Here is a 14,625-nt window from a genome sequence, read left to right as displayed (position 1 = left end):
CCGCTGAAGGGAAGACAGCCGTGAGCCTCGACGACACCCGTCCCAACATCGCGTATTGGCAGGAACGCACCGACCTCGCCGCCGCCTTCCGCTGGACCGCGCGCCTGAACATGCACGAGGCGGTGGCGAACCACTTCAGCCTCGCCGTGAACGACGCGGGCACGCAGTTCCTGATCAACCCGAACCAGGCGCATTTCTCGCGTATCCGGGCTTCGGACCTGCTTCTGCTCGACGCCAACGACCCGTCCGCGCTGGACCGTCCGGATGCCCCCGATCCCACGGCCTGGGGGCTGCACGGCTCGATTCACCGGCGCTGTCCCCACGCCCGTTGCGTGATGCACGCCCATTCGATCTTTTCCACCGTGCTGGCCTCCCTGGCCGACAGCACCCTGCCACCGATCGACCAGAACACCGCGACCTTCTACGGCCGCACCGTGATCGACGAGCAGTTCGGCGGGCTGGCCTTCGAGGAAGAGGGCGAGCGCTGCGCGTCCATGCTCACGGACCCGAAGAAGAAGGTCATGATCATGGGCAACCACGGCGTGCTCGTTCTGGGTGACAGTGTCGCGGATGCCTTCAACCGGCTCTACTATTTCGAGCGCGCGGCCGAGACCTATATCCGCGCGCTGCAGACGGGGCAGCCGCTGCGCGTGCTCTCCCACGAGATCGCCGAGAAGACGGCCTGCGAGCTCGAGGATTACCCCGGACAGGCGGAGGCGCACCTCTCCGCGATCCGCGAGATCCTCGACACCGAGAATTCCGACTACGCAACCTGAACCAGCGACGGGAAGGCACCGAGACATGACTGACAGCCCGATCGAACTGACCGAGACCGGCATGATCGTTCCGCTGGCCACCGGGCCGGCCTATTTCAACTTCTGCTGGTTGCGCGATGCCTGCCCGTCCTGCATCGACCCGCAGACGCGCGAACGGATCTTCGACGTCTCTGCGCTGCACGACCTTCCCCGTGCCGCCGCGGCGCGGATCGACGCCGGCGAGCTGGTCGTCGACTGGCTGGGCGAGGATCACGTGAGCCGCATCCCGCTCTCCTTGCTCGACACATTCGCCACCCGGGGCAAGCCCGAGGACCCGGCGGATCTGCCGCGTCGCCTGTGGTACGCCGACCATGCGTCGGCGATGACGCGTCTGCCGCAGGAGGCCGTGCTGAACGACCCCGACACCCGCGCGCGCCTGCTCCGGGCGCTGATCGAGGACGGCATCGCGATCGTCACCGACATGGCGGACGACGAGGGCAGCCTGCCGCGTCTGGTCAATGCCATCGGCCCGATCACGCCCTCCGCCGAAGGGCTCTTCTTCGACATCCGCGTCGAGATCGCGCCGACGAACCTCGCCTTCACCGCCGGGCCTCTGGAGATGCACACCGACCTGCCCGGTGAGGAGGCCGCGCCGGGGGTGCAGTTCCTGCATTGCCTCGAGAACACCGTGGAAGGCGGCCGGTCGCTCTTTCTCGACGGGGCTGCGGTGGCCAATGCCCTTTGCGACGAGGACCCGGAGGCCTATCGCCTGCTGGCCAGCCACGACATTCCCTTCTTCTACCGCCACGAGAGCTGGGACTACCGCGCCCACCAGCGGGTGATAGAAACCGACCCGGAGGGCCGCGTGACCGGCGTCACGATCTCCCAGCACCTGCAGGACATATTGGATCTGCCGCAGGAACTGCTCGACACCTACTACCCGGCGTTCATCAAGTTCATCCGCATGATGCAGGAGGAACGCTTCCTGATGCGCTTCCGGTCGACTGCGGGCCAATGCGTGATCTTCGACAACCACCGGATCGTGCACGGGCGAGAGGGCTACGTGGCCGACAGCGGCATGCGCCACCTGCGCGGCTGCTACACCGACCGCGGCGCATTGCGCAGCACCTACCGGGTGCTGGCCAAGCAGGGGCACACGGGCGCAACGGCCCTGGAACCGACGCTGCAGAGCGCCTGAGGTTCGGGCGGTCGTCCTGGCGGGCCGCACTTTGCCGTTGCGTAAACCTTTTGCGTTGCGTTTGATTGAAGGATGGCAACACGAGGCGTTCCGCTGTGAAGACGATCCTCCTGCTGACGTCGATCCTTGCCTCCCTCGGCTGGGGATCGGCTGCGACGGCGCAGGAGATGGTGTTTGTCATCCGGCACGGCGAAAAGGAGGCGGAGGGCGATGATCCGCCCCTGACCGCCGCAGGGCGCCGTAGGGCAGAGGCCTGGGCCGACCTCCTGAAGACATCCGGTATCGACATCGTCCTCCACACCGACGCGGCGCGGTCCCGGGAGACCGGGGAGATCATCGCGGCCTCGCTCGATATGGAACGGACCGAAGTGCCAATGACCGATACCGCGGGGCTTATGGACCTGTTGGTGTTCGATCATGCCGAGGACACCGTCCTCGTCATCGCGCATACCGAAACGATCCCGGGCATCCTGTTTCAGTTGGGCGTCGAGACGCCGCCCGACGTGAAAGACGACGACTTCGCCAACCTGTTCCTCGTCGCGCCCGTTGGTGACGGCGCTCCCGTCTTCGTTGTGCTGCGGATGCCCTGAGGCGCGTCCCTCAGGTGGTGAAGGGCGCGCGGACCTTAATCTCCTGGTAATCCTCCAGCCCGAAGATGCCACCCTCGCGGCCGATGCCGGATTTCTTGTAACCGCCGAACGGGGAGCCGTAGCCCGAGGGGCGGCCGTTGACCTGGATCACCCCGGCGCGGAGCCTGTCGCCGACCCTTCGGGCGCGCTCCGGGTCGCAGGTCTGCACATAGGCGGCGAGGCCGTAGTCGGTGTCGTTGGCGATCCGGATGGCCTCCTCCTCGGTGTCGAAGGGGATCATCACCAGGACCGGGCCGAAGATCTCCTCGCGCGCGATCCGCATGTCGTTGGTGACATCGGCAAAGATCGTCGGGCGGACGAACCAGCCCTGTTCCAGCCCCTCCGGCTTGCCCGGCCCCCCGGCGAGCAGGGTTGCGCCCTCGGCGATGCCGACCGCGATCAGCGCTTGCACGCGGTCGTACTGGATGCGGTCGAAGAGCGGCCCGATGTGGTCGCCTTCCTCGGCGGGGTCGCCCACCGCCTGGGCCTCCGCGGCCTGACGGGCGAGCTCCAGCGCGCGCGGGTAACAGCTCCGCTCCACCAGCATCCGGGTCGGCGCGTCGCAGGATTGCCCGGTGTTGTAGAAACAGGTCGCGACGCCCTCTGCAATACGCGTCTCCAGATCGCAATCGGCGAAGACGAGGTTCGGGGACTTGCCGCCCAGTTCCAGCGTCACCCGCTTGATGCCCTCGGCGGCATTGCGCGACACCTCGACCCCGGCACGGGTGGAGCCGGTGAAGGAGACCATCGCCACGTCCGGATGGCGCGCGATGGCGGCGCCCACGGTCGGCCCGTCGCCGTGCACGAGATTGAAGACCCCCGCCGGGTAGCCCGCCTCGTGCACGATCTCGGTATAGATATTGGCCGAGAGCGGAGTGTGCTCGGAGGGTTTCAGCACGCAGGTGCAACCGGTGGCGAGGGCCGGGATCACCTTGAGCGCGATCTGGTTGATTGGCCAGTTCCAGGGCGTGATCATACCCACCACGCCAATCGGCTCGCGGGTCAGGATGTCGCCATTGTCGAGCGTCTGCTCTTCCTCCTGCGCCTTCAATGCGGCGATGAAGGCTTCGAGATGCCCGATGCCGGATTCCGCCTGCACCTCGCGCGACATCGTCGCCGGTGCGCCCATCTCGGCTGTCATCGCGCGGGCGAGGTCGTCCTGGCGGCGCCGGGTGATCTCGAGCAGCCGCTCCAGCAGGTCCAGACGCTCGCCCCTCGTGGTGCGGGAGAACGTCTCGAAGGCAGCCTGAGCGGCCGCCAAGGCGCGGTCGACATCCACGGCATTGCCGAGGGTGAGCGTGCCGATCCGGCTGTCGCAGGCGGGGTTCATCACCGGCATCGTTTCCGTGCCGTTCGGGGCGACCCAGTCGCCGCCGATGTAGAACCTGTCGAGGCTGTGCATGTCTGTCCTTTCGGGTCTCAGGGAACGACCGGGTCGCGGGCCATGTCGAGGTGCAGTTCCCGGCCGGTGTAGGGTGACGCCGCGATCGCGGCATCGTCGAGCTCGACGCCAAGTCCCGGCGCGGTGGGGGGCAGGACGTAGCCGTCCTCCCAGGCGATTTCCGTCCTGAGGGGCGTCATGTAGGGGCCGTCGAAGGTCCCGATGCTTTCGAGGATCAGGAAGTTCGGGCTGCAGGTGGCAAGCTGGATGTTCGCGGCGGCCACCACCGGGCCACAGTAGAGATGCGGCGCGATCTGGGCCTGACGGGTCTCGGCTATTGCGGCGATCTTCTTGGCCTCGAGGATGCCGCCTACGCGGCCGAGGTTCATCTGCAGGATCGAGGCGGCACCGGCCTCCAGCAGGCGGGCGAATTCGTGCTTGGTACAGAGCCGCTCGCCGGCGGCCACCGGGATCGAGGTGAAGCGCGCGATCTCGGCCATGTCGCCGGCGTTCTCGGGGGTGGTCGGCTCCTCGAACCACAGCGGATCGTAGGCTTCCAGCCGCCGCGCCATACGCTTGGCGCCGGAAACGGTGAACTGCCCATGGGTGCCGAAGAGCAGGTCGGCCCGGTCACCCACCGCCTCGCGGATCCGCTTGCAGAACATCTCCGAGCGGGTCAGGTCCTCCAGCCGGGGCTGGTGGCCGTCGTAGATCGTGTAGGGGCCGGCCGGATCGAACTTGATCGCGGTAAAGCCCTTGTCGACCATCTGCACGGCCACCTCGGCGGCGAGGTCCGGATCGTCGTAGACGCTGGGCGAGCCCGGGTCCGGATAGACGTCGCCTTCGGTCGGATAGAGATAGGTGTAGCTGCGAAGGCGCTCGTTCACCTTGCCGCCCAGAAGCTGGTAGACCGGCTGGTCCGCCGCCTTGCCGACGATGTCCCAGCAGGCCATTTCCAGCCCGCTCAGCACGCCCATCACCGTCACGTCCGGCCGCTGGGTGAAGCCCGCACTGTGGCATTGCCGCCAGAGCCGCTCGATATGGTGCGGGTCCGCCCCCTCGAACTGGCGTTCGAACATCTCCACGGCCATCGCGGCGCAAAGCTCCGGGCCGAAGGTAGCATTGTAGATCTCGCCGACCCCGGAGATCCCGCAGGACGTGGTGAGCCGCACGAAGATGAAGTAGCGTCCGCCGTGGCGCGGTGGCGGGTTGCCGAAGATGAAGGTTTCGATCTTTTCAAGTCGCATGGGCAAGCTCCCGTTCCTGGCGACCCGTCGCGGCATCCTCGAGGATCATCTCCGCCGCCCGTGTCGCAAGCATCATCGTCGGTGCATTGGTATTCCCCGATGTGACGGACGGAAAGGCGGAGCTGTCGACGACCCGCAGCCCGCCGATGCCGTGGACCCGCAGCCGCGGGTCGAGCACCGAGGTGCGGGGCCCGCTCCCCATCCGGCAGGTCGACGTCGGGTGAAATACGGTGGAGGCCCGTGCGCGGTAATCGTTCATCAGCTCCTCCGGGTCGGTCATGGCCGGTTCCGGCACCAGCCGCTCGCGAACCACCCCGGCCAGCGAGGGCGCGGCGGCGAGCCGGTCGATGATCCGCAGGCACCGGCGGGCGCCGTCGCGGTCGTGCTCCGTGGCGAGCGAGTTGGCGCGGATCACCGGGGCATCCTCGGGGTTCGCGGAGCGGAGGACGATCTCACCCCGGCTGTCCGGCCGGCAGAGCTGTGCGCTGAGCAGGAAGCCCGGCTCGCGGTCGAGCACCGGCCTGCCGGCGGGCGAGGACCAGTAGGACAGCGGGTTGCAATAGATCTGCAGGTCGGGCACCGGCTGCCCGGGATCGGAGCGCAGGAAGCCGCCGACCTGGTTGACCGGCACGCCGAGCGGCCCACGCCGCGTGGAGAGATAGCGCATCCCGGCCCAAAGCCGCGGCGCCACGCGTCCGAGCACGTTGTTCAGCGTGGGTGCGGTGGCCCGGAAGAGATGCGAGATTGCCAGATGGTCCTGCAATCCGCGCCCGACCTCGCTCAGGTCCTGGCGCGGTGCGATCCCGTGCGATTTCAGCAGTTCGGCCGGCCCGATCCCGGAAAGCTGCAGCAACTTCGGCGAATTTACCGACCCGGCGCTCAGGATCACCTCGCGCCCGGCCCGGACGCTGAGGCGCGCGTCTTGGAGGCGCAGGGCCACGCCGGTGGCGCGGCGTCCTTCGAAGGTGATGCGCTCGACCACTGCCTGCGAGACGACCTTCAGGTTCGCCCGGCGGCGCGCCGGGGCAAGGAAGGCGTCGGCCGACGAACAGCGCAGGCCGTTCCGCACGGTGCTGCGGTAATAGCCGACGCCTTCCGCGGTCGCGGCGCTCAAATCCTCGCATTGCGCCCAGCCGCATTCTCCTGCGGCGGCGAGGAACCGCCGCGAGAACGGGTTCATCTGGTCGCTGAGGTCGCTGACCCAGAGCGGCCCGTCCCAGCGTTGACGCGGCCGGCCCTCCGCGTCGCGTTCGAGATGGCGCTCCATTTGTTCGAAGGCCGGGCGCACGGCCTCCCAGGACCATCCTTCGGCGCCTTGCGACACCCAGTCGTCGAAATCCTGCGGCAGGCCCCGGACATAGGCCATGGCGTTGATCGAGCTCGACCCGCCGATGACACGGCCGCGCGGCCAGTAGACCACGCGGCCGTTCAGCGCCGGGTCCGGCTCGGCATGGTAGCCCCAGTTGAGCCGCGGGTTGGCGAAGTTGACGCCATAGCCGATCGGCACCTTGATCCAGAACTTCCTGTCCGATCCCCCGGCCTCGATCAGCAGCACGCTGTTCCGGCCGTCGCGGGTCAGGCCTTCGGCGAGGGCGCAGCCCGCAGAGCCCGCCCCAACGATGATGTAGTCGAAGATCGATCCGTCCATGCCGGTGCTGGCCCCGTTCTAGCCGGTGGATGACACCGCAACGGCCGCGCAGCTTCAAACAACCGCTGTTGCGGCTATGGGGCGGTTCATTTTAACGCTGCCGGGGCTTGATGCGGCGGGGTTTACTGCACATCCTTCCGCAACGCGCGACACCGCCCCGGCCCGGGCGACTATTCACAGGTGCCCCATCCGGATTCCACATGTCATATGGTTGAGGGCCTTCGAGGCCGCTGCGCGTCACAGCAGTTTTTCCGACGCTGCGGCCGAACTGAACCTGACGCCCGCGGCGGTGAGCCAGCAGATCCGCCTGCTGGAACAGCACCTCGGGATCCAGCTGTTCCGGCGCCTTCCGCGCGGCGTTGAGCTGACCGACATGGGGCAGGCCTACGCGCTGCCGATCCGCAAGTCCTTCAGCGAGATCCAGGAGGCGACCGAGGGGCTCTTCACCGTGCGCCGCAAGCGCAAGCTGCGGGTGCGCGCCTCGATCAGCTATGCGACGCTGATCCTCGCGCCCCGGCTCAAGGCGTTCCACGACCTGCATCCGGAGATCGAGATCCAGCTGTCGACAGCGGTCTGGTCGGACCGGATGGACAACGAGTCGATCGATCTCGATATCCGTTACGGCACCGGGCATTGGGACGAGCGCGACATCTGGCAACTCGGGCACGAGTTCGCCACCGTGGTCTGCCACCCAGACCATGCGCGCGCCTTTGGCGAGCCGCCGCGGATCCACGACCTGCTGGGCGCGGGCGTCGTGCCGGTTTTGGGGTCAGAGGTCGAATGGGGCCGGCTGTCGGATCATTTCGGGCTGGAGTTGCCGGCGCCGCCAGTCTGGATCACGGCCGACTCCTCCCTGATCGCGCTGCAGACAATCTCGGCGGGGTTCGGGGCGGCGCTGATCCATGAGAGCTTTTCACAGTCGTTCCTGGATCGTGGCCTCCTCGTCTCGCCCTTCGAATACCGCCTGCCGATCCGCGAGGCCTATTTTCTGGTGGCGCGCGAAGGGCTGAGGGAGCGTAAGGAGGTGGAAGCGTTCCGAAACTGGATGGTCGGGCCCGATCCGGTCGAACCCGACATGGAGCAGGCCCCAGTCGGCTGAGCCCCGGGATGCCCTACAATCCACCGACGCGGTGCACCGGGCTCGCCCGGACGTCGAGCGGCATGGCGTGCAGCGCGCCGGCTCCGGGATGCATGGCAAGCTCCGACGGCCGCAGGAACCGGCGCTGATCCGTGACGAACAGGGTCCGGTCGTCCGACCCGCCGATGACGACCGACGTCGGCCGCATGACCGGCGTCCGGAGCCGTTGCAGGCAGCGGCCGGAGGGGCTGATGCGGAGGACCTCGCCGGGGCCGACGATGGCCACCCAGAAATTGCCGTCGGCATCCATGCAGGCGCCGTCGGGGTTGCTCCCGTCCGGGAGGCGCAGGATCTCCCGCGTGCCGGTGATGTCGCCGCTGCGCGGATCGGTGTCGATCAGCTCGATGCGCCGGCGCGCCGTGTCGGTGAAGAGCAGCGAGCGGCCGTTGCCGCAAGGCACGATCGCGTTGGGGATCGCGACCCCCTCGCGCATCGCCGTGACCTCGCCGCCAGGATCGCGCCGGTAGAGGCGGCCGATGGCCTTGCCGGTGTGGGTCATGTCCATCGAGCCGAACCAGAGGCGCCCGCGCGAATCCGGCTTGCCGTCGTTGAGGCGCACCGTGGGCCGGTCGGCCTCCGTTTCGCTGACCTGCTCCCAGGCGGCGCTTTCGGGCGCGTAGGTCCAGAGCCCGTTCTCCAGCCCGAGCACCAGCCGGCCACTGTCGGCCAGTGCCACGAAACCCGGCTGGGAGGGCACCGCGATGGCGGTCGTCTCGCCGGTCTCGAGCGTTCTCAGAAGGCGCTGCGCCTGTATGTCGATCCACCAGAGGCAGCCGCGCGTCTCGTCCCAGAGCGGCGACTTGCCGGTGATCGCCATCGGCTGGGCAAGGCGCCTGAACCCAGTGTCTGCCTTCTGAAGCATGGCGGATCACCCGGCGCGGGAAGGCACCAGGCGGCCCTTCACGCGGCGCGGCAGGAGCACCCAAAGGATGACCAGCAGGTCGATGGCGAGGATGGTCAGCGCGATGGGCCTTTCGGCAAAGATCGACAGCCCGTCCTGGCTCAGAAGCAGCGAGCGGCGCAGGTTTCCCTCGGCGATCGGTCCGAGGATGATCCCGATCACGATCGGCGACAGCGGATAGTCGAACTTGCGCAGCACGTAGCCGACGATCCCGAAGATGAAGGCGAACCAGAGGTCGTAGACCGAGGACTGGATCGCATAGACGCCGATCATCGACAGCAGCAGGACGCTCGGCACGAGGTACTGCTTGCGCAGCTTCAGCACCGAGACGAAGACCGGCGTTAGCAGGATGCCGAGCACGAAGAGGAATACGTTCGCCAGCAGGTAGGCGAGGAAGACGCCGCCCACGATGTCGCCGGAGAACGTGAAAAGCTGCGGTCCGGGCTGCAGGCCGAGCAGCAGGAGCGCCCCCATGAGCACCGCGCAGGCGGCGTCTCCGGGAATGGCGAGCGCGAGCGTCGGGATCAGCGCACCGCCGCAGCAGGCGTTATTGGCCGATTCCGTGGCCACCACCCCGCCGACGGCGCCCTTGCCGTAGTTCTCTTCCGGCCGGGCCTGCGCCTTGGCGATGGCATAGGCGGTGAAGGAGGCGATGATGCCGGAGGCCCCCGGCAGGGCGCCGAAGAAGGTGCCGATGGTCGAGGAGCGCAGCAGGTTCCAGCGGTGGCGCAGGGTCAGGAACAGAGAGCGGAAGGAGACCTTCACGTTCAGCACGTCCGGGCGGGCGTCGAGCTTGCCTTCCTCGATCTGGAACGCGGCCTCGGAAAGGGCGAAGAGCCCGACCACCACCGCCACGATGTGAATGCCACCGAACAGGTTGTGGTTGTCGAAGGTGAAGCGCATCGCGTTCGACATCGAATCCGTGCCGACCGCAGCGATCAGGATGCCGAGGCAGCCGGTCATCAGACCCTTCACCGTGCTCTCGGAGGAGACGACGGCGATGGACATGAGGCCCGTGACGGCAAGTGCGAAGTATTCCGGCGGGCCGAAGTTGACCGCGACCTGGGCCAGCACCGGGGCGAAGAGGATCAGGATGATGCCGCCGAACATGCCGCCGATGGCCGAGGCTGCGATGGCCACGCCGATCGCATCCCCGGCACGTCCGGCCTTTGCCATCGGGTAGCCGTCGAGCAGGGTGGCGGCGGCAAGCGGCGTTCCGGGAATGCGCAGCAGTATCGCGGAGATCGCGCCGCCGCAGGAGCCGCCGACATAGATGGCGATCAGCATGCCCATCCCGGCGACGGGCGGCAGGTAAAAGGCGGCGGGCAGCAGCAGGATGATCCCCATGAGCGGCCCGAGCCCGGGCAGGGCACCCACGAGCAGCCCGCCGGTGCAGCCGAGCGCCACGAGAATGATCACGAGGGGCGAGGCGATCAGGCCGGCGCCGGAGATCAGCAGGTCGAACATGTCAGAGCCCCAGCAGGTGGTAGGGAGGGGTGAAACCGAGGAAGCCCACCGGCAGGATCACCTTGAGCAGCCCCTCGAAGACGAAGGAGGCGGCGAGCGTCAGCGCGGCGCTCGCGGCTACTGCCCGCCAGACCGGGCGGGCATCGAGCACAAGGAACATGGCGCCGATGACAAGGAACGTGGTGAGGTGGAAGCCCACCGGCTCCAGCATCAGGAGGTAGAGCAGGGTCAGCCCGGCGATGGCGATCTCCTGCAGGCGCAGGCGGGATCGCGGCTCGCGAGGGGCGTCCTCGGCTTCCGCGGCGCTCTCGCCCTTCGGATACCGGCCCATCAGCATCTGCCCGGCCACGATCAGCCCGAGCCCCGCGATGGTGATTGCGACCCAGCGGGGAAACAGGGCCGCGTTGGACAGCGCGTCACCGGAGGCGGCGCGCTGATCGGTGAGCGAGGTTGCGATCTGCTGGAAGACGAGGGCGACGATGCCGAACATGGCGCCGAGTACGAGCCAGTGGCCCAGGGCATTCGGTTTCCTGTCCATCGTCGTCGCCTCCCGCTTTCCCAATCAGATCACTTGCCGGCGATCTTGTCGGCTTCCCAGGCAATCGCCTCCTTGGCGGAGATCAGCTGCTCGCCGACCGTGCCCACGATCTCGTCGTACTGGTCGGGCGAATACATCGTCGGCACGAAGCCCGTCGCCTTCAGCTTCTCCTGGATGTCGTCGCGGTCAAGCGCGGCCTTCATGGCGGTGCGGAGCGTCTCGACCACGTCGTCCGGCGTGCCGGGTTTCACGACGTACCAGTGCCAGCCGGTCGGCGAAAGGCCGGTGAGGCCCATGTCGGTGCCGAAGTCACCCACCAGCGGAGCGCCGTCGAACATTTCCCTGTCTGCCTCGTTCTCGGTCATGATCGCGAGTACCTGGAAAGCGTCGGAATTCGAACGGTAGGTGGTCGGGTTGTTGAAGGTGAAGTCCAGCAGCCCGCCGCGCAGATCCTTGAAGGCATCGCCGTCCTGCGGATAGGGGATGTTGCGGGCGTAGACGTCGTTGGCCTGCATGACCTTGGCCATCACCATGTGGGGGATGTTGCCGATGGAGCCGGAGGAATAGCGCAGCTCGCCCGGATGCTCCTTCATGTAGGCGATGAGGGAGGGGAAATCGCTCCAGCGCGTCTCGTCCTTGCGGGACACGATGGCGAAGGGAACGGCCGTGGCCGACCAGAGGGGGACGAAGTCCTCGTGCGTCCATTCGGCATTGCCGACCAGCGGCTGCAGCACCAGGGGCGCCACCCAGCCATCGATGAAGGTGTAGCCGTCGGCGGGTTTGTCGAGCGCCGTCTCGAAGCTTTTCACGCCGGCGGCGCCGGGGGTCGAGACGACGGTGATGTTCACGCCAAGCTCCTGCGCCATCGCTTCGGAGATGATCTGGGTCACCGCCATGGCCGAGCCAGGTCCCCAGGGAAAGATGTTCTGGATGTTCCGTTCCGGATATTCCGCGCTGGCGGGCATCGACAGGGCGGCCAGCGCCGCGCCGGCGATCACGGCCGATTTCAGGTGGGCGAATGGTTTTATGGATTCCTCCGTTGGAAATGGCCGCCTCCTCGCGGCCATATGGCTTCGGTTTCAGGCGACCGCTTCCGCGGCGCGTCGCTCCAGCCCGTAGAGATCGAAGATCTCCGAAGGCGCGTCGTGACGTTTCATGTGTACGGCGATCTCGGCGCGCAGACGGGCGAGCACCTCCGCATCCTCGATCGGCTCCGACTGTCCGGGGTCAGCGGCAAGATCGAACAGCTGGATCCGGTCCGGCCGGTTGCGGACCGCCTCGAGCCCCGCCTCACCGTTGTCCGGCGCCATCGGCACGCGCAGAACCGGCGCGCCATGGGTGAAGTCGAACCCTTCGACCAACTCGGCCTGGGCCAGTTCCTCGGCGTTGAACATCCGCACCATGTGCGATGGCGCCAGCGTATAAAGGTTGAACCCCTCGCCGTCGGTCTTGACTGGGTAGTGGTAATAAACGTGGCTGCCGTCCGCGATGCCGATCGGTCCGGCGAACATGCCGAAGATGACCGAACGATAGTCATCCTCGCGCTCGCCGCGCAGCGCCGGCAGCAGCGATTGCCCGGTGGCCTCGTCCGGGGTGGGCAGCCCGAAGAGGTCGAGGAAGGTCGCGGCAAGATCGGGGGTCTGGGTCACCGCGCGACGGCGCTCGCCGCCCATGTCGGCGCACTCCGGATGCCAGACCAGCAGGGGGATATGCGAGATCTCCTCGTAATAGGGCATCTTGTTCTTGCCCCACCACTCATGCTCGCCCAGCAGGAAACCGTGGTCGGTCGTGACGATCAGGCAGGTGTCGCCCCAGGCGTCGTTGTCGTCCATCCAGTCGAGCAGTCGGCCGAGGTAGTAATCGCATTCCGCGACCGAGGCGGCGTAGTTCGCGCGTATCTCGGCCATGTCCTCCGGGCTGTCGGTCGCCTTTTCGTAGGAGGGCCAGTCCAGAACGCCGCCATTGCGGCCGGTGGCGTATTCCTTGTGGAACCGCTCAGGCGCGCAGAAGGGCTCGTGCGGGTCGAAGCTCTCGATCTGCAGGAAGAAATCCGTGGACGCCTTGTTCATCTCCAGGAACTCGAGGGCGCTGGCAAAGACCCTGGGTGTCGGGAAATCTTCTTCTTCCTTGACGAAAAGCGTGTTCGCCGCGTGCCGCATTCGCCGCCAGGCGATGATGTCCGAGGTCTGCAGCGTCGCCGGCCGATCGCTCGGCAGCTTGTCGAGCGGATAGTGCCGCGGGTCGAACTGCGCCGCCAACGCGTCCAGCGGCGGCTGGACGAGCGCCTTGGCCGTGTCGTGCTCCTGCCCGCGCACGACCTCCCAGCTTTCGAACTGGGTGCAGTATCCGGTGCCCCCGTTCTCGATGTAATGCATGTGGTCGGTGACGAGGTGCGAGTAGATGCCCGCCTCGCCCATGCTCCGGGCGAAGGAATTGTCGAAGGGTTCCAGCGGGCCCCAGGGGCGGTGCATGAAGTTCAGCCGCCCGGTGTGCATATCGCGCCGCGCCGGCATGCAGGGCATTGAGCCGCAGTAATGGTTGTCGAAAGTCACCGCGCGGTCTGCCAGTCGCTGGAAGTTCGGAGTGCGGATCGCGGTGCCGCCATAGGCCTCGAGGGCCTCGCGATTGAGCGAATCGAACATCACGAAAATGGTGCGCATGGCGGCTCTTCCTCCTTGAAGCGGTGCAGCGGCGCTCATCTCCTCCCGAGACCCGGTGCTGCCAAGCTCCTTGACCCAATCGCTACCAACCGCCAGAAATAAAGAAAAATAGAAAATAAGCGCATTGGGTATTCCAAATGGCTATGGATAAGAACCTCGTCGCCTTTCTCGTCGTTGCCGAAACCGGCAATCTGACAGAGGCCGCCAAGCGCCTCGGGCTCGCCCAGCCCTCGCTCACCAAGCGATTGAAACTGCTGGAAGATGAATATGGAACGCGACTGTTCGACCGGCAGCCGAGGGGTATGTTCCTGACACCGATCGGACGGGAGTTGCTCGACCACGCCAAGCGGATCGAGCAGCGCTACGTGCAGGCCCGCGAGGCCATCGAAGCCGAGAAATCGAACCGGCTCGACGTGCTTCGCGTCGGTGCGGGGCCGCTGTTCCGGCGCGCCTACCTGGTGCCGGCCTTCGAGCAGTTGCGGCAGGAGCACCCGGAAACCCGCTTGGAGATTCGCGCCGACGTTCACCTGCAGAACCTGCCGCATCTCCGGCACGGCGAGCTCGACATCGTCTTCGGGGCGCTCGCCTCCGATATCGACGAGGAGGACATCGACACGGTGGAGATTGTCTCGGCGCATCTGGGCGCGCTGGCGAGCGTCGATCATCCACTCCACCGAAAGGACCGGGTGAGCGCCAAGGATCTGGCCGGGATTCCCTGGGTCCTCTACTCGAACGACGCGGAGACGACGGCCATGGTGCGGGGCTTCTTCGTGCGCAATGCACTGAACCCGCCGGAATTCGCGGTGACGACCAGCTCCTACGAGTTCGGGCTCGATCTCGTCGCCACCGGGAAGTTCATCATGCCGGCGCCGATGGAGCTCGACCCCAACCTGAGCGCCCTGGGCATGCGTTCCCTGCCGCTTGCCGACCCTATCGACAGCTTCCTCGCCGGGGCCTACGTCCGCCGTTCGTCGCTGTCCTACCCGGTCGTGCGCCGCCTGCTCGATCTGGTGTGCCAGATGGCGAGCCGGCATGCCTCGCCGCCGGACAGGCAAGGCTGAGG

General features: G+C 67.0%; 13 protein-coding genes. 5 read left to right on the top strand and 8 right to left on the bottom strand.

What is annotated here, in order from left to right:
- The first annotated feature begins 20 nt into the window (after positions 1-20).
- The 3 genes from ACFQ2S_RS15360 to ACFQ2S_RS15350 all read left to right on the top strand — a co-directional run bounded on the left by ACFQ2S_RS15360 (position 21) and on the right by ACFQ2S_RS15350 (position 2,543).
- A complete protein-coding gene (locus ACFQ2S_RS15360; protein ID WP_386075762.1) occupies positions 21-776 on the top strand; it encodes a class II aldolase and adducin N-terminal domain-containing protein in 756 nt (251 codons plus the stop codon).
- A gap of 25 nt (positions 777-801) precedes the next feature.
- Positions 802-1,953: a TauD/TfdA family dioxygenase gene (locus ACFQ2S_RS15355; protein WP_386075760.1), complete on the top strand. Its 1,152-nt coding sequence runs from the start codon at positions 802-804 to the stop codon at positions 1,951-1,953.
- Between the two features lie 95 nt (positions 1,954-2,048).
- Entirely contained in the window at positions 2,049-2,543 is a 495-nt protein-coding gene (locus ACFQ2S_RS15350) for a SixA phosphatase family protein (RefSeq protein WP_386075758.1), read from the top strand.
- A gap of 10 nt (positions 2,544-2,553) precedes the next feature.
- Here the strand turns inward: ACFQ2S_RS15350 and ACFQ2S_RS15345 are convergent, their stop codons facing one another.
- The 3 genes from ACFQ2S_RS15345 to ACFQ2S_RS15335 are packed head-to-tail and all read right to left on the bottom strand — an operon-like array spanning position 2,554 to position 6,858.
- Positions 2,554-3,984 carry an aldehyde dehydrogenase family protein gene (locus ACFQ2S_RS15345; protein ID WP_386075756.1) on the bottom strand — a complete coding sequence of 477 codons (1,431 nt, stop codon included), beginning with the start codon at positions 3,982-3,984 and terminating at the stop codon, positions 2,554-2,556.
- Between the two features lie 17 nt (positions 3,985-4,001).
- Positions 4,002-5,210 carry a mandelate racemase/muconate lactonizing enzyme family protein gene (locus ACFQ2S_RS15340; protein ID WP_386075755.1) on the bottom strand — a complete coding sequence of 403 codons (1,209 nt, stop codon included), beginning with the start codon at positions 5,208-5,210 and terminating at the stop codon, positions 4,002-4,004.
- Entirely contained in the window at positions 5,200-6,858 is a 1,659-nt protein-coding gene (locus tag ACFQ2S_RS15335) for a GMC family oxidoreductase (RefSeq protein WP_386075753.1), read from the bottom strand. The genes ACFQ2S_RS15340 and ACFQ2S_RS15335 overlap by 11 nt, the downstream gene beginning before the upstream one ends.
- A 211-nt stretch (positions 6,859-7,069) precedes the next feature.
- Between ACFQ2S_RS15335 and ACFQ2S_RS15330 the strand changes: the two genes are divergently transcribed.
- A complete protein-coding gene (locus ACFQ2S_RS15330; protein WP_386075752.1) occupies positions 7,070-7,957 on the top strand; it encodes a LysR substrate-binding domain-containing protein in 888 nt (295 codons plus the stop codon).
- 13 nt (positions 7,958-7,970) lie between these two features.
- On the opposite strand, the gene ACFQ2S_RS15325 is transcribed toward ACFQ2S_RS15330, so the two are convergent.
- The 5 genes from ACFQ2S_RS15325 to ACFQ2S_RS15305 form a co-directional block, all read right to left on the bottom strand.
- Positions 7,971-8,858 carry an SMP-30/gluconolactonase/LRE family protein gene (locus tag ACFQ2S_RS15325; RefSeq protein ID WP_386075750.1) on the bottom strand — a complete coding sequence of 296 codons (888 nt, stop codon included), beginning with the start codon at positions 8,856-8,858 and terminating at the stop codon, positions 7,971-7,973.
- 6 nt (positions 8,859-8,864) lie between these two features.
- On the bottom strand, positions 8,865-10,364 hold the full coding sequence (locus ACFQ2S_RS15320) for a tripartite tricarboxylate transporter permease (RefSeq protein WP_386075748.1): 1,500 nt from the start codon (positions 10,362-10,364) through the stop codon (positions 8,865-8,867).
- Between the two features lies 1 nt (position 10,365).
- Entirely contained in the window at positions 10,366-10,902 is a 537-nt protein-coding gene (locus ACFQ2S_RS15315) for a tripartite tricarboxylate transporter TctB family protein (protein ID WP_386075746.1), read from the bottom strand.
- A 29-nt stretch (positions 10,903-10,931) separates the two neighbouring features.
- On the bottom strand, positions 10,932-11,900 hold the full coding sequence (locus ACFQ2S_RS15310) for a Bug family tripartite tricarboxylate transporter substrate binding protein (RefSeq protein WP_386075745.1): 969 nt from the start codon (positions 11,898-11,900) through the stop codon (positions 10,932-10,934).
- 81 nt (positions 11,901-11,981) lie between these two features.
- Positions 11,982-13,562 (bottom strand): sulfatase, encoded by a 1,581-nt coding sequence (locus ACFQ2S_RS15305; RefSeq protein ID WP_386075744.1) that lies wholly within the window; start codon positions 13,560-13,562, stop codon positions 11,982-11,984.
- 137 nt (positions 13,563-13,699) lie between these two features.
- On the opposite strand from ACFQ2S_RS15305, the gene ACFQ2S_RS15300 reads away from it, so the two are divergent.
- Positions 13,700-14,623 carry a LysR family transcriptional regulator gene (locus tag ACFQ2S_RS15300; protein WP_386075743.1) on the top strand — a complete coding sequence of 308 codons (924 nt, stop codon included), beginning with the start codon at positions 13,700-13,702 and terminating at the stop codon, positions 14,621-14,623.
- Positions 14,624-14,625: the final 2 nt, after the last annotated feature.

Source organism: Tropicimonas aquimaris (assembly GCF_042676185.1).
Taxonomy (GTDB): domain Bacteria; phylum Pseudomonadota; class Alphaproteobacteria; order Rhodobacterales; family Rhodobacteraceae; genus Tropicimonas; species Tropicimonas aquimaris.
The sequence above is the reverse complement of the archived record's forward strand: the minus strand, read 5'-3'. Positions and strand labels throughout refer to the sequence as shown.